This window comes from uncultured Sphingomonas sp. (genome assembly GCF_913774285.1).
GTDB lineage: Bacteria > Pseudomonadota > Alphaproteobacteria > Sphingomonadales > Sphingomonadaceae > Sphingomonas.
The window spans coordinates 135,777-158,228 of sequence record NZ_CAJYHX010000031.1 but is presented as its reverse complement, the minus strand read 5'-3'; the positions used below and the strand labels follow the sequence as shown (position 1 = coordinate 158,228).

At 67.0% G+C, this 22,452-nt stretch carries 26 protein-coding genes and 1 tRNA gene; 7 read left to right on the top strand and 20 right to left on the bottom strand.

The genetic code is table 11. The features are described from left to right. Positions 1–171: 171 nt before the first annotated feature. From QZ670_RS17885 to QZ670_RS17800, 18 genes are all read right to left on the bottom strand, one after another. Positions 172–666, bottom strand: coding sequence for an arsinothricin resistance N-acetyltransferase ArsN1 family B (locus QZ670_RS17885; RefSeq protein WP_294257930.1), 495 nt, complete (start codon positions 664–666; stop codon positions 172–174). Continuing rightward, positions 663–1,418, bottom strand: a complete 756-nt coding sequence (arsH, locus tag QZ670_RS17880; RefSeq protein ID WP_294257926.1) for an arsenical resistance protein ArsH — start codon at positions 1,416–1,418, stop codon at positions 663–665. Before arsH ends, QZ670_RS17885 begins: the two co-directional genes overlap by 4 nt. Further along, positions 1,418–2,497 (bottom strand): ACR3 family arsenite efflux transporter, encoded by a 1,080-nt coding sequence (gene arsB / locus QZ670_RS17875; RefSeq protein WP_294257924.1) that lies wholly within the window; start codon positions 2,495–2,497, stop codon positions 1,418–1,420. Before arsB ends, arsH begins: the two co-directional genes overlap by 1 nt. 4 nt (positions 2,498–2,501) lie before the next feature. Continuing rightward, positions 2,502–2,930 (bottom strand): arsenate reductase (glutaredoxin), encoded by a 429-nt coding sequence (gene arsC / locus QZ670_RS17870; RefSeq protein WP_294257922.1) that lies wholly within the window; start codon positions 2,928–2,930, stop codon positions 2,502–2,504. An 11-nt stretch (positions 2,931–2,941) separates the two neighbouring features. Continuing rightward, complete coding sequence (locus QZ670_RS17865) at positions 2,942–3,274, bottom strand: metalloregulator ArsR/SmtB family transcription factor (RefSeq protein WP_294257920.1); 333 nt, start codon at positions 3,272–3,274, stop codon at positions 2,942–2,944. A 272-nt stretch (positions 3,275–3,546) separates the two neighbouring features. Further along, positions 3,547–4,782: an integrase arm-type DNA-binding domain-containing protein gene (locus tag QZ670_RS17860; RefSeq protein ID WP_294257918.1), complete on the bottom strand. Its 1,236-nt coding sequence runs from the start codon at positions 4,780–4,782 to the stop codon at positions 3,547–3,549. 237 nt (positions 4,783–5,019) lie between these two features. Then, positions 5,020–6,231 (bottom strand): integrase arm-type DNA-binding domain-containing protein, encoded by a 1,212-nt coding sequence (locus QZ670_RS17855; protein ID WP_294257916.1) that lies wholly within the window; start codon positions 6,229–6,231, stop codon positions 5,020–5,022. A gap of 162 nt (positions 6,232–6,393) precedes the next feature. Continuing rightward, positions 6,394–6,469 (bottom strand) — tRNA-Phe (locus QZ670_RS17850). 31 nt (positions 6,470–6,500) lie between these two features. After that, the gene (gene yacG, locus QZ670_RS17845; protein WP_125977343.1) at positions 6,501–6,683 is read right to left on the bottom strand and encodes a DNA gyrase inhibitor YacG; all 183 of its coding nucleotides are present in this window, start codon (positions 6,681–6,683) and stop codon (positions 6,501–6,503) included. A gap of 5 nt (positions 6,684–6,688) precedes the next feature. Beyond that, a complete protein-coding gene (locus QZ670_RS17840) occupies positions 6,689–7,639 on the bottom strand; it encodes a ribonuclease (protein WP_294257911.1) in 951 nt (316 codons plus the stop codon). After that, on the bottom strand, positions 7,632–8,201 hold the full coding sequence (locus QZ670_RS17835; protein WP_294257909.1) for a nucleoside triphosphate pyrophosphatase: 570 nt from the start codon (positions 8,199–8,201) through the stop codon (positions 7,632–7,634). Before QZ670_RS17835 ends, QZ670_RS17840 begins: the two co-directional genes overlap by 8 nt. Before the next feature lie 13 nt (positions 8,202–8,214). Then, complete coding sequence (gene infA, locus QZ670_RS17830; RefSeq protein WP_003049127.1) at positions 8,215–8,433, bottom strand: translation initiation factor IF-1; 219 nt, start codon at positions 8,431–8,433, stop codon at positions 8,215–8,217. Positions 8,434–8,743: 310 nt separating this feature from the next. After that, a complete protein-coding gene (locus tag QZ670_RS17825) occupies positions 8,744–10,933 on the bottom strand; it encodes a sodium-translocating pyrophosphatase (protein WP_294257906.1) in 2,190 nt (729 codons plus the stop codon). Between the two features lie 274 nt (positions 10,934–11,207). Next, positions 11,208–11,693 (bottom strand): DUF1440 domain-containing protein, encoded by a 486-nt coding sequence (locus QZ670_RS17820; protein ID WP_294257903.1) that lies wholly within the window; start codon positions 11,691–11,693, stop codon positions 11,208–11,210. Between the two features lie 67 nt (positions 11,694–11,760). Continuing rightward, entirely contained in the window at positions 11,761–12,684 is a 924-nt protein-coding gene (locus tag QZ670_RS17815) for a TraB/GumN family protein (protein WP_294257900.1), read from the bottom strand. A gap of 63 nt (positions 12,685–12,747) precedes the next feature. Further along, positions 12,748–13,584, bottom strand: coding sequence for an S-formylglutathione hydrolase (fghA, locus tag QZ670_RS17810; protein WP_294257897.1), 837 nt, complete (start codon positions 13,582–13,584; stop codon positions 12,748–12,750). After that, positions 13,584–13,967 (bottom strand): VOC family protein, encoded by a 384-nt coding sequence (locus tag QZ670_RS17805; protein ID WP_294257894.1) that lies wholly within the window; start codon positions 13,965–13,967, stop codon positions 13,584–13,586. Before QZ670_RS17805 ends, fghA begins: the two co-directional genes overlap by 1 nt. A gap of 20 nt (positions 13,968–13,987) precedes the next feature. Further along, positions 13,988–15,100, bottom strand: coding sequence for an S-(hydroxymethyl)glutathione dehydrogenase/class III alcohol dehydrogenase (locus QZ670_RS17800; RefSeq protein WP_294257893.1), 1,113 nt, complete (start codon positions 15,098–15,100; stop codon positions 13,988–13,990). A 164-nt stretch (positions 15,101–15,264) separates the two neighbouring features. Between QZ670_RS17800 and QZ670_RS17795 the strand changes: the two genes are divergently transcribed. The 7 genes from QZ670_RS17795 to QZ670_RS17765 all read left to right on the top strand — a co-directional run bounded on the left by QZ670_RS17795 (position 15,265) and on the right by QZ670_RS17765 (position 20,945). Next, positions 15,265–15,726, top strand: coding sequence for a DUF4126 domain-containing protein (locus QZ670_RS17795; protein WP_294257891.1), 462 nt, complete (start codon positions 15,265–15,267; stop codon positions 15,724–15,726). Then, complete coding sequence (locus tag QZ670_RS17790; RefSeq protein WP_294257889.1) at positions 15,723–17,099, top strand: FAD-containing oxidoreductase; 1,377 nt, start codon at positions 15,723–15,725, stop codon at positions 17,097–17,099. The genes QZ670_RS17795 and QZ670_RS17790 overlap by 4 nt, the downstream gene beginning before the upstream one ends. 13 nt (positions 17,100–17,112) lie before the next feature. Next, on the top strand, positions 17,113–17,757 hold the full coding sequence (locus tag QZ670_RS17785; RefSeq protein WP_294257886.1) for a sulfite oxidase-like oxidoreductase: 645 nt from the start codon (positions 17,113–17,115) through the stop codon (positions 17,755–17,757). A 134-nt stretch (positions 17,758–17,891) separates the two neighbouring features. Beyond that, entirely contained in the window at positions 17,892–18,254 is a 363-nt protein-coding gene (locus QZ670_RS17780) for a response regulator (protein ID WP_294257884.1), read from the top strand. Continuing rightward, a complete protein-coding gene (locus tag QZ670_RS17775) occupies positions 18,251–20,020 on the top strand; it encodes a PAS domain S-box protein (protein WP_294257881.1) in 1,770 nt (589 codons plus the stop codon). The genes QZ670_RS17780 and QZ670_RS17775 overlap by 4 nt, the downstream gene beginning before the upstream one ends. Beyond that, on the top strand, positions 20,017–20,634 hold the full coding sequence (locus QZ670_RS17770) for a response regulator transcription factor (RefSeq protein WP_294257878.1): 618 nt from the start codon (positions 20,017–20,019) through the stop codon (positions 20,632–20,634). Before QZ670_RS17775 ends, QZ670_RS17770 begins: the two co-directional genes overlap by 4 nt. A gap of 89 nt (positions 20,635–20,723) precedes the next feature. Then, positions 20,724–20,945 carry a hypothetical protein gene (locus QZ670_RS17765; RefSeq protein WP_294257876.1) on the top strand — a complete coding sequence of 74 codons (222 nt, stop codon included), beginning with the start codon at positions 20,724–20,726 and terminating at the stop codon, positions 20,943–20,945. 133 nt (positions 20,946–21,078) lie between these two features. Here QZ670_RS17765 and QZ670_RS17760 read toward each other — a convergent pair whose 3' ends face one another. Together QZ670_RS17760 and QZ670_RS17755 are read right to left on the bottom strand one after the other, a co-directional pair. Further along, a complete protein-coding gene (locus QZ670_RS17760) occupies positions 21,079–21,396 on the bottom strand; it encodes a hypothetical protein (protein WP_294257874.1) in 318 nt (105 codons plus the stop codon). Continuing rightward, on the bottom strand, positions 21,396–21,902 hold the full coding sequence (locus QZ670_RS17755; protein WP_294257871.1) for a hypothetical protein: 507 nt from the start codon (positions 21,900–21,902) through the stop codon (positions 21,396–21,398). Before QZ670_RS17755 ends, QZ670_RS17760 begins: the two co-directional genes overlap by 1 nt. Positions 21,903–22,452 lie beyond the last annotated feature (550 nt).

Sequence of the window (22,452 nt, the reverse complement as noted above, 5' to 3'; positions counted from 1 at the left end):
TGGGACATTTCTGCCATTTCCTAGAAGCATCCTGAATGGCCGTTACTGCCAGAAGCGGACGAACCTTGTTCGGGCTGCGATCCGCGAGCAATTGCCGGGGAATGGGGGATAAGCTGTCTGATGGCCTATAGGGAGACACCGGGGATAGCGGACGGCGGAGCAGAGGCTCCGTCAAAGCAAACGCTGCCACCATCCTACATCGTGCCAGCGCCCAAATTTCGAGCCTACCTCGCGGTAGACACCGAGTGGCTCGAAACCCATCCGCTCATGAAGGGCGACGCTTCCAGAGTTCGGCAATGCGATGCCGGCGAACGCAGCATGGAAGCCGCGTTCAACCAGTTCCGCAAAGAGCCGGGCGTAGAGGGCACTGCCCACACCCGACCGCCGCGCATCCTCGGCGATATAGACGGTGACATCGACGGACCAGCGATAGGCTGAGCGTGTCCGGTGCTGGCTGGCATAGGCATAGCCCACCACCATGCCGTCGCGCTCCGCGACGAGATAGGGATAGGCGTTGGACGTCGCTTCAATCCGGGCCGACATCTCCTCTATCGTAGGCGCCACCTCTTCAAATGAGATCGCGGTATGCTCCACGACGGGTGCATAGATTGCGTGCACGCTGGCAGCGTCCGCTACCGTTGCAGGTCGCACGGACACGGCACTCATGCGCGGCGCCCTTGTGGCGCGATTGCGACGCTCGACAGATCGGCGGCGGGATCGAGGGCCACGCCCGCCTGCTTTCGTTCCGAATAGCGATCGACGAGCTGCGGCGCGTGCGGACGCAGCAGGACGGTGAAGCGCACCAATTCCTCCATCACGTCCACGATCCGATCGTAATAGCTCGACGGCTTCATTCGCCCCGCCCCGTCGAATTCCTTGTAGGCCATGGCGATCGAAGACTGGTTGGGGATGGTGAACATCCGCATCCAACGGCCGAGCAGGCGCAGTGTGTTGACCGCGTTGAACGACTGCGAGCCGCCCGACACCTGCATGACGGCCAGCGTCCGCCCCTGCGTCGGGCGCATGCCTTTCATTTCCAGCGGCAGATGGTCGATCTGCGCCTTCATAATGCCGGTGATCTGGCCGTGCCGCTCGGGACTGCACCAGACCTGCCCCTCCGACCACAGCGCCAGTTCGCGCAGCTCGTGAACCGCCGGGTGATCGTCGCCGGGCACCTGGTCGGGGAGCGGTAAGGTGGAGGGGTCGAAGATGCGCGTCTCTGCGCCGAACAGGCGAAGCAGGCGCGCCGCTTCTTCGACCGCAAGGCGCGAGAAGGAGCGCTCGCGCAGCGAACCGTAGAGCAACAGGATACGGGGCGCGGGCTCGAGCGCACCCAGCCCCAGTGCCGGCCGCGAATGGACATAGGCGGCATCGAGTGCCGGCAGCGTGTCCGGATCTTCCAGCGTGCGTAGCGGCATCAGGCAGCGGCTCCCCGTTCATACCAGCCCCGCGAGGCCTTTACGATCGAGACGACCGACAGCATCACCGGCACTTCCACCAGCACGCCGACGACCGTCGCCAGCGCAGCGCCCGACTTGAGCCCGAACAGCGAGATGGCGGCGGCTACCGCCAGCTCGAAGAAGTTGGAAGCACCGATCAGCGCCGCGGGCGCCGCAACGCACCAGTCCACGCCGAACCGGCGGGACAGCCAATAGGCGAGGCCCGCGTTCAGATAGACCTGGATGAGGATCGGCACCGCCAGCAGCGCGATCACCAGCGGCTGTGCGACGATCGCCTCGCCCTGAAAGCCGAACAGCAGGGCCAGCGTCGCCAGCAGCGCCACGAGCGACACCGGACCGAGGCGGCCTAATAGACGGTCGAGCGCTGCCTGCCCGCCGCGCGCCAACACGGTGCGGCGGACGAGCTGGGCGGCGGTCACCGGCACGACGATATAGAGCAGCACCGAGATCAGCAGCGTGTGCCATGGCACCGTCACCGATGCCACGCCGAGCAGCAACCCGACCAGCGGCGCGAAGAGAAACACCATCAGCACGTCGTTGAGCGCGACCTGCGACAGTGTGTAGGTCGGCTCCCCCTCGCAGAGGTTCGACCACACGAACACCATCGCCGTGCAGGGCGCCGCCGCGAGAAGGATCAGGCCGGCGATATAGGACGGCCCTTCTCCCGCCGGCAGGAGCGGTGCGAACAGCCAGCCGATGAAAAACGTACCCAGCGCAGCCATCGAGAAGGGCTTCACCGCCCAGTTGATGAACAGCGTGACGCCGATGCCTTTCCAGTGCTGCCGCACCGATCCGAGCGCGCCGAAGTCGATCTTGAGCAGCATGGGGATGATCATCAGCCAGATCAGCACGGCGACGATCAGGTTGACCCGCGCGACCTCGGCCGCCGCGATCGACGCGAAGACGCCAGGGAGCAATTGCCCTAGGCCGATGCCAGCGACGATGCAGAGCATCACCCACAGCGTCAGATAGCGCTCGAAGGTGCCGATGCCGGGCCGTGGGGGTGTGGCGTCGCGTGTAGGGAAGATCGTCGACATCGCGTCAGCGCACCCGTTCGCCAGCGGCATCGACCACCTGCTCGCCATCCTCCTTGGCGAAGGCGCCGCGCTGGGCGGCCGGCAACAGGTCGAGCACGGCTTCCGAGGGGCGGCAAAGCTTCACGCCCAGCGGCGAGACGACCAGGGGGCGGTTGATGAGGATGGGGTGCGCCATCATGGCGTCGAGAAGCGCATCGTCGGACAGCGACGGTTCGCCCAGACCCAGCTCGGCATAAGGCGTGCCCTTCTCGCGCAGCAGGTCGTGTGGGCGCATCCCGGCGCGGGCGATCAGTTCGACCAGCATCGTCCGCGAAGGCGGGGTCTTCAGATACTCAACGACGTGCGGCTCGATGCCGGCATTGCGGATCATGGCGAGTGCGTTGCGCGACGTGCCGCATTCGGGGTTGTGGTAGATGATGATGTCGACGGCCATGGCGCGTCCTTTCAGCAGCAGGGGGTGAGTTCGGCGACGAGCGGCGCACACAACTCGGCGCTGCCGGCACAGCAATCCTTGACAAGGAACAGCGTCAGCACGCGCAGGCCCGCCAGGTCGGCGCGATAGATGATCGAGCGGCTCTGTCGCTCGGAGCGGACAAGGCCGGCGCGCGCGAGGATGCCGAGATGCGCCGACATGGTGTTCTGCGGCACGTCCAGCTGGCGCGCGATCTCCCCCGCCGCCATGCCGTTCGGCTCGTGCCGCACCAGCAGGCGAAACACATCAAGGCGTGTTCCTTGCGCCAAAGCACCCAAGGCAGCGATTGCAGAATCGTTTTCCATATATCCAGCATAGCAGATATGTTTCGGCTGGCTAGTGATGTCGGATGGCTGATGTTGGTTGAACGGGACATGACGGCAGTGGCCGCCTTTGGGCTGGGAGCAGCCAGCACGGTAATCGATTCCTGATCACCACCGCCGATCAGGCCAGTGGAGCCGCCAATGGCCGCTTTCGGTCCGAACGGTCGTTCCCACCCGCCGATGTGAACGACTTAATTTGGTCGACTGCGGCCTCCGCGTGCTGCTGATCGGCAGTGGCGGCTTCTCCCATCCGGCTAACCTCGATTCTCAGCCGCTTGTCCGAACTTCCCGTTCAACACCTTCGCACCGTCGCGCAGGAAATCTAGGTGGTCGGACCAGTGCTGCATCATGCGCACGCGTTCGTCCCAATACTCGCCTCGGGTGTATGCGCGGCGGACGGCATTGTTGTCGCAGTGCGCGAGCTGCCGTTCGACGGCGTCGGGGTGCCATAGACCCATTTCGTTGAGCAGCGTGGCTGCCATTGCGCGGAAGCCATGGCCGGTCATTTCGTCCTGCGCATATCCCATTCGGCGGAGTGCTGCATTGATCGTGTTCTCCGACATCGGCTTTCGGACGGAGCGGAGGGAGGGGAAGAGATAGCTGCTATAGTCTGCGTCGTGCTCGATCGAGGTGAGGATCGCGAGCGTTTGGCGGGAGAGGGGGATCGCATGGGCTCGCCGCATCTTCGTCTTGTGCGGCGGAATGGTCCAGATCGCCCGTTCCAGGTCGAAGTCCTGCCACTCTGCGAAACGTAGCTCGCCAGGGCGGACGAAGACGTGTGGCAGGAGCCGCAGCGCCGCAAGGGTGTTTGGCTGCCCCTGGAAGCCCTCTATGGCCCTCAGCAGCTCTCCTGCGGCCTTTGGCGTGGTAATTGCGGCGCGATGCGTTGGCTTGGGCGCGATCAGTGCGCCGCGGAGGTCGGCGGCCACGTCACGCTCGGCGCGTGCGGTCGCAATTGCGTAGCGAAATACCTGCGAGCAGGTACTGCGGAGCCGCTTTGCCGTCTCGTAACGCGCGTTGCCTTCCATCTTCCGCAGCATCAGAAGCAGTTCCTGCGCGGATATCGCAGCGATCGGACGTTTGCCGATCGACGCGTTGATGAAACCGAGAAGCCAGCGGAGCTTCTTCATGGTGACCGGCGAGCGGCCTTCCTTTTCAACCTTGGAGAGCCATTCGTCCGCGACCGCTTCGAAGCTGTTGGAGGCAGCGACGGTCGCCGCTACCCGATCGAGTTTGATCCGCTCGGCGGGATCTTCGCCCCGGGCCAGCACTTTCCGCGCGGTATCACATTCGGCGCGCGCCTCTGCCAAGCCGGTGTCGGGCCAAACCCCGAAAGCGAGGGTCTTTTGCTTCCCGTAATGCCGATAGTTCATCCGCCAATAGCGTCCGCCGGATGGTGTCACGAGCAGGTAGAGCCCGTCTCTATCGCTTAGCTTGTAAGCCTTGCCGCGAATCTCTGCGGCTTTGATGGCAACCACCGAAAGCGCCATGATGGTATCTCCCGTCGAAGCGACCGGCACATGCCATCAAAAATACCATCAGCTTGCTGGTATGTAGTGGCATTCTGCCAGCTTGAATGAGAGACTTATACCACCAAAAAACCGCAGAAAACAGCCAGTTATGGCATGTTCTGGAATGCCTTGGGAAGGCAAGTTGGTGACCCCTACGGGACTCGAACCCGTGTTTTCGCCGTGAGAGCGATGTAGCCGTCTCGCCTTCGCGACGGGCTAGGCGCATTTTGACCTTCTGGCGTTCCCGTTGGCTTTCAAGCGATCGAGATAATCTGACCAGTACTGCATCATTCGAACCCGTTCGTCCCAATGCTCACCGCGAAGATAGGCGCGGCGGACGTCGTTGTTCTCTACATGCGCCAGCTGCCGCTCGATCGCATCGGGGTGCCATTTTCTGCTCTCGTTGAGGAGGCTGCTGGCCATCGCGCGGAAGCCATGGCCCGTCATCTGCGTCTTGTCGTAGCCCAGTCGGCGCAGGGCGGCATTGATGGTGTTGTCGGAGATCGGGCGAGCGTCTGACCGGACGCTTGGAAACAGAAGTTTCGACCTGCCGCTCATCTCCCGAAGCTCCGCCAGGAGCGCAAGCACCTGCTTGGAGAGGGGGACCCGATGCGGGCGCCCCATCTTCATCTTCTCGCCGGGAATGGTCCAGACCTTCGCTGACAGATCGAACTCTGCCCACTCAGCAGCGCGCAATTCGCCCGGACGCACAAAGACGTGTGGGGCGATCCGAAGAGCCAAGGCAACCGATGGCTGGCCCTCGTACCCGTCTATGGCGCGCAAGAGTGCGCCGACCTTGTCGGGCTCGATGATCGCGGCATGATGTTTGACCTTGGGCGTGATCAGGGCGCCCTGGAGATCGGCAGTCACATCTCTCTGCGCGCGTCCGGTGGCGATCGCGTAGCGAATGACGCTGCTACAGGTGCTGCGGAGGCGTCGTGCCGTCTCATAGCGGCCCCGAACCTCCACGGTCCTCAATACGGTGAGCAGCTCTGGTGCGCTGATGTCGCCGATCGGTCGAGTGCCGATCAGTGGGTTGGCGAACGCGATCAGCCACCGGAGCTTTTCGAGCGTCTTCGCCGCTCGCCCTTCCGCCTCGATCTTCTTCAGCCATTCGTCGGCGACGGTGGCGAACGTATCTCCGGCCGAAATGCTGCCCACGCCGCGCGTCAGTTTGCCGTAGGAGGAGGGGTTAATGCCCTTCTCGAGCAGTTTCCGAGCGTTCTCTCGGCGCTCGCGCGCTTCCTTTAGGGAGACGTTAGGATATACGCCCAGCGCCACCGTGCCGCGCTTGCCGTCGTGACGATAGTCCCACCGCCAGTACCGACCACCGCCAGGCTGAACGAGGAGGTACATGCCGTGCATGTCCTGAGTCTTGAACGCTTTGTCCCGCGGTTTGATTCGGCGGACGGCTGCATCGGTGAGCATGACGGTATCTCCTCCGCTGGCGCAGTGCTGATACCGTCAAATATACCGCCAAAGCCCGCGGGTTCCAATGGATCGGCCCGGATTTGGGCGGATCAGATACCGTCAAAAACCACGCAAATCTGCCGATTTTTGGACCTTCGTGGATCTGTGCGGAGAGGTGGATGGTGCCCGGGGACGGAGTCGAACCGCCGACACTGCGATTTTCAGTCGCATGCTCTACCAACTGAGCTACCCGGGCACACCGGCGGAGCCGCCGGGGAGCGCGCCTGTTAGTCGGGGAATTCGTGGCTGTCCAGCCCCGATTGCACATTTGTTTGCGCGGGCTCGCCGGGCACGCGGTAGCCCTCGCCCAGCCATTGCAGCAGGTCGCGGTCCTTGCAGCCGCGGCTGCAGAAGGGCTTGAAGTCGCTGGCGGTAGGCTTGCCGCAGATCGGGCAGGCGTCGCGGGGCATGCGGGTCACTCCTTGGGGGTCACGAACTGGACCGTGCCGCCCATGCGGCGGGCCAGCGTCTCGGTCCAGTCGGGCTCGCGCGCCAGGCGGCGGGCGATTCGGGTGTCTACCATATGGGTGGCCGGCACCGGTGGGGGAAGGCGCTCCAGCCGACGCAGCTCGGCGCGCGCGGCGGCGCCGACCGGATCGGCGTGGAGCTGCTCGGGCAGCGAAGGTCGGGTGCGGCGGCGGACGATCTGGAGGAAGCCGAAGCCGTTCACCGCGGTGCGCTCGAAGGGCTGGGGCAGGGCGGCGTCGATCGCCTCGGCAACCGCGTTGCGGGCGGCCTTGCTGCTCAGCGTCGGGAAGTCGATGCCGATCGAGCCGCCGATGCCGAATCGCTCGATCGCGCGGGCCACCGCATGGGCGGCGGCGATCGACAGCGGCTCGAGCGGGCCGGAGCCGTCGACGTCGAACAGGGTCATGGCGGGGGTAGGGGACATGCGCAGCGCGCCGCCGGGGAAGGCGATCTCGCCGGTATAGGCTTCGTCGAGCAGCTCGGACCAGCCGGCCTCTTCCAGCGCATCGGCCTCGTGGGGGCGCAGCATCCGCACCGGATGGTCGCTGGCGGTGATGCGGGCGAGCAGGTTCGGGCCGTCGCCCAAGGGCGCCTCAGCGGGTGCAGGTACGGCCTTGGGGAGCTTGGCGCGGCCGGGCTCGGGAATCGCCTCGCGGACGATCTTCACGCGTAGCGGCGCGCCTTGGGTGATGCCCTTGGGTAGTGGATCGCACAGCGCCTCGCCGCCCTGGTCGAGCGTCACCTTGCCCGTGGACTTGTCCGCAAGCCGGGCCGCGCAGATCGCGCCGACTTGGGGACGAGTGCCCGCCAGCTCGATCCGCGCCTTCCAGATAAGCCCACGCGAAACGAGGGCGGCGCGGTTCTCGCCGATCCCCGTCTCGTACAGCCACTCAGCCAAGGGGATAGCCGCTGGCGGCGAGCAGCGCGCGCGCCTCGAACAGCGGCAGACCGACCACGCCCGAATGGCTGCCGGAGAGGAAGCGCACGAAGGCCTCGGCCTTGCCCTGGATGGCATAGCCCCCCGCCTTGCCCATGCCTTCGCGGCTGGCGACGTACCAGTCGATATCGGCATCGCTCAGGCGCTTGAAGGCGACGACGGTGTCGGAGACGCGGGTGCGTGTCCGGCCGTCGGCGCCGATCACGCAGAGTGCAGACAGGCAATGGTGGCGGCGGCCGGAGAGCAGTGCCAGCATCCGGCGCAGATCGGCCTCGTCCGCGGGCTTGCCGAGGATGCGGCGGCCGACGGCGATGGTAGTATCGCCGGCGAGGACGATCTCGTCCGGGGCACGCGCTACCGCATGCGCCTTGGCCCTGGCGACGCGCAGCACATAGGGTCGCGGCAGCTCGCCGGGGCGGACATCCTCGTCCACATCGGGCGCAGCGACGCGGTCGGGCACGGCGCCGATCCGGGTGAGCAGATCGAGCCGTCGCGGCGAAGTGGAAGCGAGCACGAGCCGCATGGGCGGCACCCGCTTACTTGAAGCGGTAGGTGATGCGGCCCTTGGTCAGGTCGTACGGGGTCAGCTCGACGAGCACCTCGTCGCCGACCAGCACGCGGATGCGATTCTTGCGCATCTTGCCGGCGGTGTGGCCGAGAATCTCATGATCGTTCTCGAGCCGGACGCGGAACATGGCGTTGGGGAGAAGCTCCACAACCTGTCCACGCATTTCAAGCAGTTCTTCTTTGGCCAAAAAATGCCTCTCAGGGATTAGCGCGCGTAAAAGTGCGTCGCCCTTACAGCGCTGGAAGGAAAAAGGGAAGGTGGCGCGGCACGGGCGCGTGTCTTCGTGCGCAATGTGGGGATTTGCAGGCGGGGAGGCAAGGGAAGGTACAAATCTCCCCTCCCGCTTGCGGGAGGGAGCATCAGGTCGGCCATGCCGGGGGCATGGCCGACCTGATGCTGGGAGGGTGTGTTGTGGAGGCTCTTTCTGCGACGGTGTCGCCCGCGAACCTTACACACCCTCCCCCAGCCCCTCCCGCAAGCGGGAGGGGGATTTCAGGTCAGTGCGTGCCGCCGGCCGCGAGGGCCGCGAGCAGCAACAGCGCCACGATGTTGGTGATCTTGATCATCGGATTCACCGCCGGACCCGCAGTGTCCTTGTACGGGTCGCCCACCGTATCGCCGGTCACCGCGGCCTTGTGGGCATCGCTACCCTTGCCGCCATAGTTGCCGTCCTCGATGTACTTTTTCGCATTGTCCCAGGCGCCACCGCCGCTGGTCATCGAGATGGCGACGAACAGGCCGGAGACGATCACGCCTAGCAGCATCGCGCCTACGGTTGCGAAGCCCTGTTCCTTGCCTGCCACTGCGGCGATCAGGAAATAGACAATGATCGGGCTCAGCACAGGCAGCAGCGACGGCACGATCATCTCGCGGATCGCCGCCTTGGTGACGATGTCCACCGTGCGGGCATAGTTGGGACGGCTGGTGCCCGCCATGATGCCCGGATTGTCGCGGAACTGGGCGCGGACGTCCTCCACCACCGACCCCGCCGCCCGGCCGACCGCGGTCATGCCGAACGCGCCGAACAGATAGGGAAGCAGCGCGCCGAGCAGCAGGCCGACGATGATGTACGGGTTGGAGAGCGAGAAGTTGACTGGCCCGGTCAGCCCCAGCGCGTCCCGGTAATGGTCGAGATCGGTGGTGTAGGCGCCGAACAGCACCAAGGCCGCCAGCGCCGCCGAGCCGATCGCATAGCCCTTGGTCACCGCCTTGGTGGTGTTGCCCACCGCGTCGAGCGCGTCGGTCTTGTGGCGGACCTCGTCTTCGAGGCCGGCCATCTCGGCGATGCCGCCGGCATTGTCGGTCACCGGGCCATAGGCGTCGAGCGCGACCACCATGCCGGCCAGCGCCAGCAGCGAGGTGGCCGCGAAGGCCACGCCGAGGATGCCCGCGATCTGATAGGTGGCGATCACTGCGACGACGATCACCAGCGTCGGCAGCGCGGTCGATTCGAGGCTGATCGCGAGGCCCTGGATGACGTTGGTGCCGTGGCCGGTTACCGAGGCCTTGGCGATCGACTTGACCGGGCGGAAATTGGTGCCGGTGTAATATTCGGTGATCCACACCAGCAGCCCGGTCACCGCCAAGCCAATCATCATGCACCAGAACAGGCCCATGCCGGTGACGGTGGGCATCGCCGCAGCAGCCGCCACGGCGTCGGCCGAAAGCGTGCTGCCGTCGAGCAGCGCGGAAGGCTCGCCGAGCGAGGCGATCGAATCCTGCATCCGGCCGCCCAGCGTATAATGGGTGACGCCGTAGATCGCCGGCACCGCCAGGATCACGGTGGTCCAGAAGCCTTTGTAGAGCGCCCCCATGATCGACTGGTTGGCGCCCAGCCGCACCATATAGGTGCCGATAATCGAGGTAAGGATGCACACCCCGCCGACGAGCAGCGGCAGCGCCATCAGCTTAGTCAGCAACGCCGCATCGACGCCGCGCAGCAGCAGCGCGATCGTGACCATGGTGAGGCCCAGCGTCACCACATAGGTCTCGAACAAATCGGCCGCCATGCCCGCGCAGTCGCCGACATTGTCGCCGACATTATCGGCGATGACCGCAGGATTGCGGGGGTCGTCCTCGGGGATGCCCGCTTCGACCTTGCCGACGAGATCGGCGCCGACGTCCGCGGCCTTGGTGAAGATGCCGCCGCCCAGCCGCGCGAAGATCGAGATCAGCGAGGCGCCGAAGGCGAGGGTCGAGAGGGTCAGCACGACGATGCGATCGCCCGGCGCATGGTGCGCCACCTCCACCAGATACCAGAACAGCACCGCGATCGAGAGTAGGCCCAGGCCCGCCACCAGCATGCCGGTAATGGCGCCGGAGCGGAAGGCGAGGGTGAGCCCGCCCTGCAGGCTGCCGCGTGCTGCCTCGGCGGTACGCACGTTCGCGCGCACCGAGATGTTCATGCCGACGAAGCCGGCGACGCCGGACAGGATCGCGCCGATCAGGAAGCCGATGGTGGGGATCACCCCCAGCGTGAGGAACAGCACGATACCGACCACGACGCCGACCACGGCGATGGCGGTATATTGCCGCGTCAGATAGGCCTTTGCGCCTTCCTGGATGGCGGCGGCGATATCCTGCATCTTGGCGTTGCCCGCCGGCGCGCGCAGCACCTGCTGGCTGGTGATGAAGCCATAGGCCACGGCGATCAGGCCGCAGACGATAGCGAAATAGACGATCGTCATAGAGTGACATCCTCCCCTGCAATTGCGGGTCGCGGCGCGCGCCGGCTGTGTCCGGTCTCGTCCGCGACCCGGGAGGGTATAGCAATAAGGGGTTCGCGCAAGGCGGTTGGGGGGTGGAGATGGGAGACTGGTTCGCCAACCCCAACGTCATCCCCGCGAAGGGCGGGGATCCCTTCGCCTGCGCGCTCAAGGCAAGCGCCGATCGGGCTACCCCAATGGATCCCCGCCTGCGCGGGGATGACGGCTTCGAGCTAGGGAGCGGAGGATCGCGCCGTTACCGCGCGCCCGCGATAATCCGCCGCACGCCTTCCAGTACCACGCCATAGACCAGGTGCGACGCCGCGCCGTACGCATGCACCGAAGCCGGCGTCTCGCTCGGCCCGCTGCCAAGGCCCAGCGCCGGGACCGCGCCTTCATCGAGCAACGCCGAGGTGACCACCCCGTACGCGCCGCCAAAGCCCGACGCTGCCTCCGGGCGATACTCGGTGATCAGCCCGTAGATGCCGCCCAGCACGCCACCGACGATGTAATGCACCGCCTGACCCGAGGCTTCGCGATACGGCTCCGGCACCTTGTCGCCCGTCGTCGCCTCGACCACCACGTCGGCGGCCTTCACCGTCGCCGGATCGCCGTCGCTCTGGTCCTCCTTGGGGATCAGCTTGCTCGCCTGGTTCTGGAACGCGGCCATAGCGGCCGAGGCGACCAGGCCGGCGGCGACGCCCGCGAGCAGGCCGATCAGGGGACGGGGATTCGATGCCATGCGAATTGCTCCGAAAGGGATGCGACGCGCGGCCGCACCGGAAGGAAAGCGCGCCCCGCCGGGATCGTCAGTAGCGGATGCGCTCCGCTGTTACTCGATCCCTGGCGAGGAACGCCTGGACACTATCGGTACCGGCGAGATGGCCGGCGCCTACCGCCAAGAACACCGTTCCTGGCTTTTGGAGCCGTGCCTCGATCCATTTCGCCCAGCGGGCATTGCGTTCGGTCAGCAGGATGCGCGCGAGGTCGGGGGTATCGCGCATGCCTTCGTTCATCGTCGCGCCCAGCGCCTCGGGATCGCCGGCGGCCCATTGGTCGATCATCTTGCCGAGTTCGGTGCCCAGCTTCGGGTAGTCGTCCACCGCCGAGGTGAGGAAGGCTAGCTGCAGTGCGGGCGGCATCGTCGCGAAATAGCCGAGCTGCTGTTCGGCGCTCTCCAGCCCGATCACCGGCTTGCCGCTTTCCTTCGCGGCCGCGGTCAGCACCTTCTCCGCGCCGCTCGCAGGATCATAGCCGAGCTTGGGCAGGCCGGCGACGCTGAGCGTGATGCCCGCCACCCACGGCTGGAGCATGTCGAACGCGGCGGGGGGCACGCCGATATCGCCCATCGCCTTCAGATAGGCGTCGCGCTTGTCGGCCGGCAGTTGCTCGGCGATCGGCTTCGAGCCCGCCGGGGCCATCGCCATCTTGACGAGCAGCCCCTGCATCGCCGCGGGATCTGGCTCGACCAGCTCGAGCACCAGCGTGTCGCTCTTGTCGAAGGCGGTCTTCACCGCCGAGTCGAACCAGCCAAGGCCCGGTTTGAGCACATGAACGGTGCCGAACAGATAGATGGTGGTATCGGCATCCTTGACCACCCACAGCGCCGGATCGGCCGGGCGGCTCTGCACGGCGGGAGCGCCCGCCGCCGGCGCGGCCTGGCCGAACGCCAGCGGGCTGAACAGCAGCGCGAGCGGCGCAGCGGCGACGGCGAACAGCGACTTCAACTTCACGCCCGAAAACTCCCCCTCATGGACCGGCGCGGCCCCGCGCCGCATCGGTGTGCTGGTCTCATATCACGCTTTCAGCCGCGCGGCATGCCAGGCGACGTGCTCTGCGAGGAAGGTCGAGACGAAATAATAGCTGTGGTCATAGCCGGGCTGTAGCCGCAGCGTGAGGGGCAAGCCGGCGGCGGCGCAGGCATCGGCCAGCAACTGCGGGCGAAGCTGCTCGGCGAGGAAGCTGTCGGCATCGCCCTGGTCGACCAGCAGCTCGGGCAGGCGGGCGCCGTCCTCGATCAGCGCGACCGCGTCGTGGGTACGCCATGCCGCCGGATTGTTGCCGAGATAGCCGCCCAGCGCCTTCCGTCCCCAAGCCACCTGGCTGGGTGCGACGATCGGTGCGAAGGCGGAGACGCTGCGGAAGCGCTCGGGATTGCGCAAGGCGATGGTCAGCGCGCCGTGCCCGCCCATCGAATGGCCGGTAATGCCTTGCGCGCCCATGTCTGCCATCGGGAACTGCTCGGCGAGGAGGGCGGGCAGCTCGTCCTTGACATAGCTGCGCATGTGGAAATGCTCGGCCCAGGGCGCCTGGGTCGCGTCGACATAGAAGCCGGCGCCCTGGCCGAAATCATAGTCCGGCACATCGGCCACGCCTTCGCCGCGCGGCGACGTATCGGGCGCGACGAAGATCACGCCCGCCTCGGCGCAGGCAAGGCGATATTCGCCCTTTTCGGTGACGTTGGCATGGGTGCAGGTGAGGCCCGAAAGATACCAGAGCACCGGCAGCTTCGCGCCCTCGCCGTGCGGCGGCACATAGACCGAGAAGGTCATCGGCGTGCCCGTCGCGGCGGAGGCGTGGCGGTACACGCCCTGCACCCCGCCATATGCCTTGTTGGTCGAGAGCGTCTCCATCAGGCCGGCTTGCGGTGCAGCGCGCACAGCTTGTTGCCCGACGGATCGCGCAGATAGGCGAGATAGAGCGGGCCGAAGCTGCCCTCACGCCAACCCGGAGGGTTCTCGCAGGCGGTGCCGCCATGCGCCAGACCGGCGGCGTGCCACGCATCGGCCGCGTCGGTCGTCGCCGCGCGGAACCCCAGTGTGCCGCCATTGGCGTGGCAGGCGGGCTCGCCGTCGATCGGCTTGGTCAGCATGAACAGGCCGTCCGGGTGCATGTAGATGACGCGCCCCTTGGGATCCATGCGGCCGGGACCGATCCCCAGCGCGCCGAGCGCCGCGTCGTAGAATGCCTTGGACGCCTCGATGTCGTTGGCGCCGAGCATCACGTGACTGAACATCGCTTCCTCTCCTTTTTCGCTCAATAGACGACGACGCTGCGGATGCTCTCGCCCGCATGCATCAGGTCGAAACCCTTGTTGATCTCGTCCAGCGTCAGCACGTGGGTGATCATCGGGTCGATCGCGATCTTGCCGTTCATGTACCAGTCGACGATCTTCGGCACGTCGGTCCGGCCCTTGGCGCCGCCGAATGCGGTGCCCTTCCAGACTCGGCCGGTGACCAGCTGGAACGGACGGGTGGCGATTTCCTTGCCCGCCTCGGCCACGCCGATGATGATCGATTCGCCCCAGCCGCGGTGGCAGCATTCGAGCGCGGTGCGCATCACCTCGGTGTTGCCGGTCGCATCGAAGCTGTAGTCGGCGCCGCCATCGGTGAGTTCCACCACCTTGGCGACGATCTGCTCGCGCGACATGCCACGCGTGTTGAGGAAGTGGGTCATGCCGAACTTGCGGCCCCATTCCTCGCGGTCCGGATTGACGTCGATGCCGATGATCTGGCCCGCGCCGGCCAGCCTTGCACCCTGGATCACGTTGAGGCCGATCCCGCCCAGGCCGAACACCACGACCGTCTCGCCCACCTGCACCTTGGCGGTGTTGACCACGGCGCCGACGCCGGTGGTGACGCCGCAGCCGATATAGCAGCTGGTCTGGAAGGGCGCGTCCTCGCGAATCTTCGCCACGGCGATCTCGGGCAGAACGGTGAAGTTGGAGAAGGTCGAGCAGCCCATATAGTGGAAGATCGGCTGGCCCTTGTAGCTGAACCGCGTGGTGCCGTCCGGCATCAGCCCCTTGCCCTGGGTCGCGCGGATCGCGGTGCACAGGTTGGTCTTGCCCGAGAGGCACGACTTACACTGGCGGCACTCCGGCGTGTAGAGCGGGATCACATGGTCGCCGGGCTTCACGCTGGTGACGCCGGCGCCCACTTCGCGGACGATGCCGGCACCTTCATGGCCGAGCACCGAGGGGAACAGGCCTTCGGAATCGAGCCCGTCCAGCGTGTAGGCATCGGTGTGGCACAGGCCGGTGGCCATGATCTCGACCAGCACTTCGCCCGCCTTGGGGCCTTCCAGATCGAGTTCGACGATCTCCAGCGGCTTCTTCGCTTCGAAGGCGACGGCGGCGCGGGTCTTCATGGCCGGTTCTCCTGTAGGGCTTGGTTGGCCCGCCTGATCCTTCAATCGGTGGCGGCTTGCAACCCGTAGCGGTTCGTTTCGTTGGCGGCGGGACCATACTCACGTCCAGTTGCGCAGGCGCGCAGAAAGGCGCTGGGTGGGTGCCGCCTATGGGAGACCTGTTGATGCCGCCCCTCGTCCTCGCGCTGCTGATCGGCATCGTCGCCGGCATGCGCACCATGACCGCGCCCATGGCGATCTCCTGGGCTGCCTATGCCGGCTGGCTGCCGCTTACCGGCACCTGGCTCGGCTGGCTGGGCTGGTGGGGGACGCCCTGGATTCTCACCCTGCTGGCGATCGGGGAATATGTCGCGGACAAGCTGCCGACCACGCCCAGCCGCAAGTCGCCGCCGGGGTTCATCGGGCGGACCATCTCCGGCGCGCTGTGCGGCGCGGCGATTGGGCTGGCGGCGAGCTCGCTGCCGCTGTGCCTCGGTGCGGGTGTCGTGGGCGCGGTGATCGGGACCTTCGGCGGCTATGCGGCGCGGATGGGGCTGTGCCGTGCGTTCGGCACCGATCTGCCCGCCGCGCTGGTCGAGGACCTTGCGGCGATCGGCGTCGCCGCGTTCGTGGCGGCCTCGCTGTGAGCCGCAGGTTCGACGCGATCGTCATCGGTGCGGGGCAGGCGGGGACGCCGCTCGCGGGGCGGTTGAGCGATGCCGGCATGTCGGTGGCGCTGGTCGAGCGGCACCTGCTCGGCGGCACCTGCGTCAACACCGGCTGCAAGCCGACCAAGACCCTCGTCGCCAGCGCCTATGCCGCGCACATGGCCAGGCGTGCCGCCGACTTCGGCGTGACGATCAAGGGAGAGGTGGGCATCGATTTCGCCAAGGTGCGGGCAAGGGCCGACAAAATCTCGGCGGACTCGCGCGTCTCGCTGCAAAGCTGGATCGACGGGATGGCGCATTGCACGCTGTTTTTCGGCCAGGCGGTGTTCGAATCGCCGCACCGCGTGCGCGTCGGCGACGAGCTGCTCGAAGCGGACCGCATCTTCCTAAACGTCGGCGGCCGCGCGCTGGTGCCGGACATGCCGGGCGTGGACGACGTGCCGTTCCTCACCAACAGCACGATCCTCAAGCTCGATGCGGTGCCGCGGCACCTGGTGGTGGTCGGCGGCAGCTATATCGGGCTGGAGTTCGGCCAGATGTTCCGCCGCTTCGGTGCCGAGGTGACGATCGTCGAGAAGGGCCCCAGGCTGATCGGCCGCGAGGATCCCGAAATCTCCGACGCGGTGCGCGATATCCTGGAGGCGGAGGGCATCGCGATCCGCACCGGCGCCGAGTGCATCCGCTTCGCCGCCCAGGGCGAGGACGTGCTGGTCGGGGTCGACTGCCACGAGGGCAGCCCCGAAGTGCTCGGCAGCCATGTGCTGCTCGCGGTGGGGCGCACGCCCAACACCGACGATCTTGGGCTGGACGTCGCCGGGGTTCAGACCGACGCGCGCGGCTATATCCAGGTCGACGATCGGCTGCGCACCAATGTCGAACACATTTGGGCGATGGGCGACTGCAACGGCCGCGGCGCCTTCACCCACACGGCTTATAACGACTTCGAGATCGTCGCCAACAATCTGCTCGACGGCGCCGACCGCAAGGTGACCGATCGCATTCCGGCCTATGCGCTCTACATCGACCCGCCGCTCGGCCGCGTCGGCTTGGGCGAGGCGGAGGCGAAGAAGGCGGGCCACCGCATCGAGGTCGGCAGACGGCCGATGACGCGCGTCGGCCGTGCGGTGGAGAAGGACGAGTCGCTCGGCTTCATGAAGCTGGTGAGCGACGCCGATACCGGCAAGATCCTGGGCGGCGCGATCCTCGGCACCAGCGGCGACGAGGCGATCCACAGCGTGCTCGACCTGATGGTGAAGCAGGGCACGGCGACCGATCTGGCCCACGCCGTGCATATCCACCCGACCGTCTCCGAGCTATTGCCGACCATAGCTGGTGAGCGGAAGCCGGCCTGACGAGGAATACCCGATGGACGAGGACAGCAAGCTCACCCGCTCCAAGCGCGCCTGGGCCGCGGCGGGCAAGTTCCTCACCGGCAGCACGTCGCGTCCGGAGGCCGAGCGGCTGCCGCCCGGCCAGCATCTGGTGACCAACTGGCCGGTGCTCGATCTCGGCCGCCAGCCGGAGGTGCGCACCGAACGCTGGCGCCTGACCATCGACGGCATGGTCGCCCGCCCGCTGACGCTCGACTGGCCGGCCTTTGAGGCCCTCGCCACCGACGAGCGCGTCAGCGACATCCACTGCGTCACCAGTTGGTCGCGCTATGACAATCGCTGGGCGGGCGTCGCCACCCAGCGGCTGCTCGATATGGTCGAGCCGCGCGACGAGGCCGAGGCGGTGATGCTCCACGGCTATGACGGCTATACCACCAACCTGCTGCTCGCCGATTTCGCCGCACCCGACGCGCTGATCGCGCATCGCTGGGAGGGGAAGCCGCTCCACCGCGACCATGGCGGCCCGGCGCGGCTGGTGGTGCCGCACCTCTATTTCTGGAAAAGCGCCAAGTGGATCTCGCGGATCGAGGTGATCGGACGTGACCGGCCGGGCTTTTGGGAAGTGAATGGCTATCACCTGCGTGGCGACCCCTGGGCAGAGGAGCGCTATTCGCGCTGAACCGAGGCGCAATACGTACCAATCCGCATGACGCTGCTGATGGCGGCACAATATCTCGGCGCCATGCGGTTCAGCATCTGCCTTTCTTGCCCCTTCGTGCCGCGCGGGTTGCGCGCATGAAGGAGGGCGTCCCTATGCCGGCCCGGGGCGTACGCGAGCGCGTGCTGCTGGTCGATTCGCAGGACGATTCGCGGCGCGCGGTGCAATTGCTGCTGCAGGGCTGCGGCATGGACGTCCGCGCCTTCGCCTCCGCCGCGGCGGCGATGGCGGAGGCGACCTTGGACCAGATTCGCACCTTGCTGATCGCGCGCGAATTGTCCGACGGGGATGCGATCCATGTGCTGCGCCAGCTGGCGCTGCGCGGCTGGCAGGGCAGGGCCATCCTCATCGGCCAGAGCCATGCCGAACTCGACGACGCCGCGCGCGCCGCAGGGTTCGCGGGCGTGGTGAAGAAACCGGTCGGCCGACTCGAGCTGCTCGGCGCGCTCGCGCGATGAACTTCCCGCTGCCGCCGTTCGACATGCCGGCGCCGTTGACGCTCGGCGATCGGTTGCGGCGACGCTTGCCCGAGGCGATGGCCACGCTGCTGCTGCTGGTTTCGGGGCTGGCGTTGGCGCCACTCGTGTCGCGCGGCGAACGCTATGTGCTGGTGGGCGTGCTGTTCGCCTGGGCCGCGGCGATCCTGCTGCTCGCGTCGTACAGTCGAGCACTGCGCCGCCGCCTGCGTGCCGAGGAAGCCGATGCCCGAAGGCGGGCCGATCGTGCGGACGAACTCGCAGCCGAGCTCAATCTGCTGATCGACGGCGCGGTCGGCTACGCGATCTATACCGTCGATCCCAGGGGCCGCGTGTCCTTCTGGAACGAAGGCGCACGCCGGCTGAAGGGCTGGCGCGAGGAGGACGTGCTCGGCCGCGACATGGCGCTCTTCTATCCCGCCTCGGCCGTCGCGGCGGGCAAGCCGCGCGCCGATCTCGACGCGGCGCTGCGCGACGGCAAGTTCGAGGAGGAGGACTGGCGGCTGCGCAAGGACGGCAGCGAGTTCCTGGCGCAGGTGCTGATCACGCCGCTGCGGGGGCCCGACGGGCGGCTGCGCGGCTATGGCAAGGTGATCCGCGACATCACCGAGCAACGCGCCAGCGAGCGGCAGGCGACCGCCTCTGCCAACCATCTCCGCTCGATTCTGGCGACGGTGCTCGACGCGATGGTGATCATCGACGAGCGCGGCAACATCGTCTCGTTCAGCGCCGCCGCCGAGCGGATGTTCGGCTATGCCGAGGACGAGGTGGTTGGCGCCAATGTCAGCCTGCTGATGCCCGCCGGGGACGGCGCGCGGCACGACGGCTATATCCGCCGGTATCTGGAGACCGGCGAGCGCCGGATCATCGGCACCGGCCGCATGGTCACCGGCCGCCGCCGGGACGGCAGCACCTTTCCGATCGAATTGTCGGTGGGCGAGGCCATGACCGAGGGCGAGCGCGTCTTCACCGGCTTCATCCGCGACCTGAGCGACAAGCAGCGCGCCGAGCAGCGGATCGAGGAACTGCGCTCCGGCCTGATCCACGCCGCGCGGGTGAGCGCGATGGGCACCATGGCCTCCACGCTGGCCCACGAACTCAACCAGCCGATCACCGCCGTGGTGAACTATGTGAACGGCGTCTCCAATCTGATCGACGCGAGCGATCCGGAGGACCTGCCGATGATCCGCGAGGCGCTGAACGACACCGCGCAGGAGGCGCTGCGGGCCGGCACCATCGTCCGGCGGCTGCGCGAATTCGTCGCGCGCGGCGAGGTGGAGAAGAGCGTCGAACAGATCCCCGACCTCGTCGACGAAGCCTGCAAGCTGGCGCTGATCGGCGCGCGCGAGAAGGGCGTCGTCGCCGAGTTCCTATTCGATCCCGCCGGTGGCCCGGTGCTGGTCGACCGCATCCAGATCCAGCAGGTGCTGATCAACCTGATGCGCAACGCGATCGAGGCGATGGCCGAGTCGCCCGAGCGGCGGCTGACCGTCTCCACCCGGGTCGAAGCGCCCGGTTTCGTGCGGGTGACGGTAGCGGATACCGGGCCGGGCGTCGCGGCCGAGGTTGCGGAGGACCTATTCCGTGCCTTCCACAGCACCAAGGCGGAGGGCATGGGCCTCGGCCTGTCGATCTGCCGCACGATCGTCGAGGCCAATGGCGGCCGCATCTGGCTGGAGCCGCGCGAGGGCGGCGGCAGCTGCTTCCACTTCACCCTCGTCCATGTAGAAGAAGGGACTCTCCCGTGACCGACAAGCGCCTCGTCCATATCGTCGACGACGAGGATGGCGTCCGCCGTTCCGCCAGCTTCATGCTCAAGACCTCGGGCTTCACGGTGCAAACCTGGCCTTCGGGCGTCGCCTTCCTCAAGGAGGCGCGGCATGTCGAGCCCGGTTGCGTGCTGCTCGACGTGCGCATGCCCGAGATGGACGGGCTGGAGGTGCAGCAGGAATTGCACGCCCGCGGCATTGCGCTGCCGGTGATCGTGCTGACCGGCCATGGCGACGTGTCGCTGGCGGTCAAGGCGATGAAGGCGGGCGCGGTCGATTTTCTCGAAAAGCCGATGGAGAGCCGCGCGCTGATCGACGCGATCAACCGCGGCTTCGAGCGGCTGGAGGCGGCCGAGGACGTCAAGACGCGCGCCGCCGACGCCGAAACCCTGCTCGGCGCGCTGACCGTGCGCGAGCGCGAGGTGCTGGACGGGCTGGCGCAGGGATACCCGAACAAGACCATTGCCTACGACCTCGGCATCTCGGCGCGCACCGTGGAAGTGCACCGCGCCAATGTGATGGCGAAGCTGGGTGCGAAGAGCCTGTCCGAAGCGCTCAGAATCGCGTTCGCGGCGGGGATGGGCGCAAGTTAAACGATTGCACAGCCGTGCATCCTTGGCGCGCTCGTGATAAGATCGAGGGACTCGGGAACACACGGAATCACGCACGCTGAGGAGCGGGAATGATGACGATGCACAGCGAACCGAACGCCATGGCAGCGGTGCTGCCGCAAGTGGAAGAGAGCCTGCGGTCCTGGTCGTCGGGCCTGTTCACCGCCTGGTGCGACGCGGTGGTGACGCCGTGGAACCTGGTGCCGCAGCCCGCCACCCACGAGGTCAGCCGCAGCGATCGGCTGACCATCCCCGAAGCGCTGGAAAGCGGGGCGCTGTCGCTGTTCGCGTGAGACTAAGGCGATTGGCGACGGGCGGCCGGGAGGGGTGACGGCCGCCGCTCGCCTGCCGGGGCGGCACAGCCTGCAGGGACACGCGTGCTGATACGCGCCGCTGACTGGAGCCTCGCCGGCCCACCCGACCCCTCTACAAGACCTCGCGTGACAGGATCTTTCTGACGAAGCGTCGGTCCTTGCCCGCTGCGCCCGGCGCGGTAGGTTCGTCGGGGCAGGTGCTGGTGATCCGCGTCGCATGAACCGCCCCGCGGTCGGCGCGGAGCCGCAGCGTCGCCTCCTCTTCGGCACCATGGTCACCGCAGGGCCAGTCGGCAAGTTCGGCCGGGCGCGGGTTGCGGGCCAGCGCCTCCCATTGCCAGCGATAGAGCGCCAGGGGGCGTTCGGGATGCTCGGCGCTGGTCAGTGCATGGAGGCCGGGGTGCGCGCGCGAGGTGCCCACCGCCACCATCAGTTGCTTGCCGCAGGGCAGCGCGTCGATCTGCAGCAGGAACTCGATGGCGACGCCGTCATGGTCATAGTCGGCGAGCTTGAGGATCGGGACCGGGGACGGACGCGGATCGCCTTGGGCGAAACCTCCTTCGAGGCATCATCGTCGCCCATCGGCCAGCGCGGCAGCACTACGGCGAGGCCCTTCTCAGTAGAGAGCATCTCGGAATCGGCGAACAGCCGCGCCAGCGCCATCCGCTCGGGCGCCGCGTGGGGGCGCCGCTCCAGTACCAGGTCGCCGGTCTGCGCATAGGCGACACCGCTGCACGGGCAGGTGATCGCCATCTCGGGATCCTGGGGCCCGCACATCGCATCGTCCCGCGGCGCCCCGCGCAAGACCAGCCGCCACACCTCCTGCACACCGCCGATGGTGACGCGCCGCTCCTCGCGCACGACTTCCTTGCCGGAGGCGACGAGCAGCGGAGCGGCGACCAGCGCCAGCAAGGCGAGCAGGGGGCGGAGGGGCATGGGCGGGGTGTGGCATGGGCGGCAGCGTGCAGGAAGTTCTCCAAGGCGTCGGATGCGAAATCCCGACCGTTCCAGCGGCGAAGGGCGCAGGGCGTTGAACGCTAACGTTGGGGGAGCACCGCCGCGCCGGGGCGGCCGCCACCAACCGCACTTTAGGAAGTTGAGGGTCGTGGCGATTCAGCGCGTGCCGCCCCCCGAGACAGGCCGAGGTCGCGACGCATCGCCTCGCGGGCGAAGAAGCATTCCAGCAGGATTAAAGAGCGATCAGCCCCAGGGCGGTGGCTGCAGTACATATGGGGAACGTAGCTGAAGCCGCAAGACGGACGCTGCAGTGTCTGGAGGTGCCGGCGGGGATCGTCGGGAACGCCCGGAATGGGGTGGTTAGCTGCCGTTCATAGATGGTCCGATTGGACCGGCATCAACCCCCACCTCGGTCTTTATGCGCTTGAACCCGGCACGAGCCGCCGAACGGCGGGCCGTCTCAACGCATCGAGTTGGCGTGCTTGCGATGTGGGAAATGATAATCGTGCCGCGCCGATCCAATCGGCTT

What these genes read in the sequence shown, in the direction of transcription:
- QZ670_RS17755 (WP_294257871.1), bottom strand. Translation starts at nt 21,902, where the DNA reads ATGCCCCTCCGCCCCCTGCTCGCCTTGCTGGCGCTGGTCGCCGCTCCG.
- QZ670_RS17885 (WP_294257930.1), bottom strand. Translation starts at nt 666, where the DNA reads ATGAGTGCCGTGTCCGTGCGACCTGCAACGGTAGCGGACGCTGCCAGC.
- arsC (WP_294257922.1), bottom strand. Translation starts at nt 2,930, where the DNA reads ATGGCCGTCGACATCATCATCTACCACAACCCCGAATGCGGCACGTCG.
- QZ670_RS17800 (WP_294257893.1), bottom strand. Translation starts at nt 15,100, where the DNA reads ATGAAGACCCGCGCCGCCGTCGCCTTCGAAGCGAAGAAGCCGCTGGAG.
- yacG (WP_125977343.1), bottom strand. Translation starts at nt 6,683, where the DNA reads ATGCCCCGCGACGCCTGCCCGATCTGCGGCAAGCCTACCGCCAGCGAC.
- arsH (WP_294257926.1), bottom strand. Translation starts at nt 1,418, where the DNA reads ATGCCGCTACGCACGCTGGAAGATCCGGACACGCTGCCGGCACTCGAT.
- QZ670_RS17865 (WP_294257920.1), bottom strand. Translation starts at nt 3,274, where the DNA reads ATGGAAAACGATTCTGCAATCGCTGCCTTGGGTGCTTTGGCGCAAGGA.
- QZ670_RS17785 (WP_294257886.1), top strand. Translation starts at nt 17,113, where the DNA reads ATGGACGAGGACAGCAAGCTCACCCGCTCCAAGCGCGCCTGGGCCGCG.
- QZ670_RS17780 (WP_294257884.1), top strand. Translation starts at nt 17,892, where the DNA reads ATGCCGGCCCGGGGCGTACGCGAGCGCGTGCTGCTGGTCGATTCGCAG.
- arsB (WP_294257924.1), bottom strand. Translation starts at nt 2,497, where the DNA reads ATGTCGACGATCTTCCCTACACGCGACGCCACACCCCCACGGCCCGGC.
- QZ670_RS17855 (WP_294257916.1), bottom strand. Translation starts at nt 6,231, where the DNA reads ATGCTCACCGATGCAGCCGTCCGCCGAATCAAACCGCGGGACAAAGCG.
- fghA (WP_294257897.1), bottom strand. Translation starts at nt 13,584, where the DNA reads ATGGAGACGCTCTCGACCAACAAGGCATATGGCGGGGTGCAGGGCGTG.
- QZ670_RS17860 (WP_294257918.1), bottom strand. Translation starts at nt 4,782, where the DNA reads ATGGCGCTTTCGGTGGTTGCCATCAAAGCCGCAGAGATTCGCGGCAAG.
- QZ670_RS17775 (WP_294257881.1), top strand. Translation starts at nt 18,251, where the DNA reads ATGAACTTCCCGCTGCCGCCGTTCGACATGCCGGCGCCGTTGACGCTC.
- QZ670_RS17795 (WP_294257891.1), top strand. Translation starts at nt 15,265, where the DNA reads ATGCCGCCCCTCGTCCTCGCGCTGCTGATCGGCATCGTCGCCGGCATG.
- QZ670_RS17765 (WP_294257876.1), top strand. Translation starts at nt 20,724, where the DNA reads ATGATGACGATGCACAGCGAACCGAACGCCATGGCAGCGGTGCTGCCG.
- QZ670_RS17805 (WP_294257894.1), bottom strand. Translation starts at nt 13,967, where the DNA reads ATGTTCAGTCACGTGATGCTCGGCGCCAACGACATCGAGGCGTCCAAG.
- QZ670_RS17760 (WP_294257874.1), bottom strand. Translation starts at nt 21,396, where the DNA reads ATGGTGGCGGTGGGCACCTCGCGCGCGCACCCCGGCCTCCATGCACTG.
- QZ670_RS17825 (WP_294257906.1), bottom strand. Translation starts at nt 10,933, where the DNA reads ATGACGATCGTCTATTTCGCTATCGTCTGCGGCCTGATCGCCGTGGCC.
- QZ670_RS17820 (WP_294257903.1), bottom strand. Translation starts at nt 11,693, where the DNA reads ATGGCATCGAATCCCCGTCCCCTGATCGGCCTGCTCGCGGGCGTCGCC.
- QZ670_RS17835 (WP_294257909.1), bottom strand. Translation starts at nt 8,201, where the DNA reads ATGCGGCTCGTGCTCGCTTCCACTTCGCCGCGACGGCTCGATCTGCTC.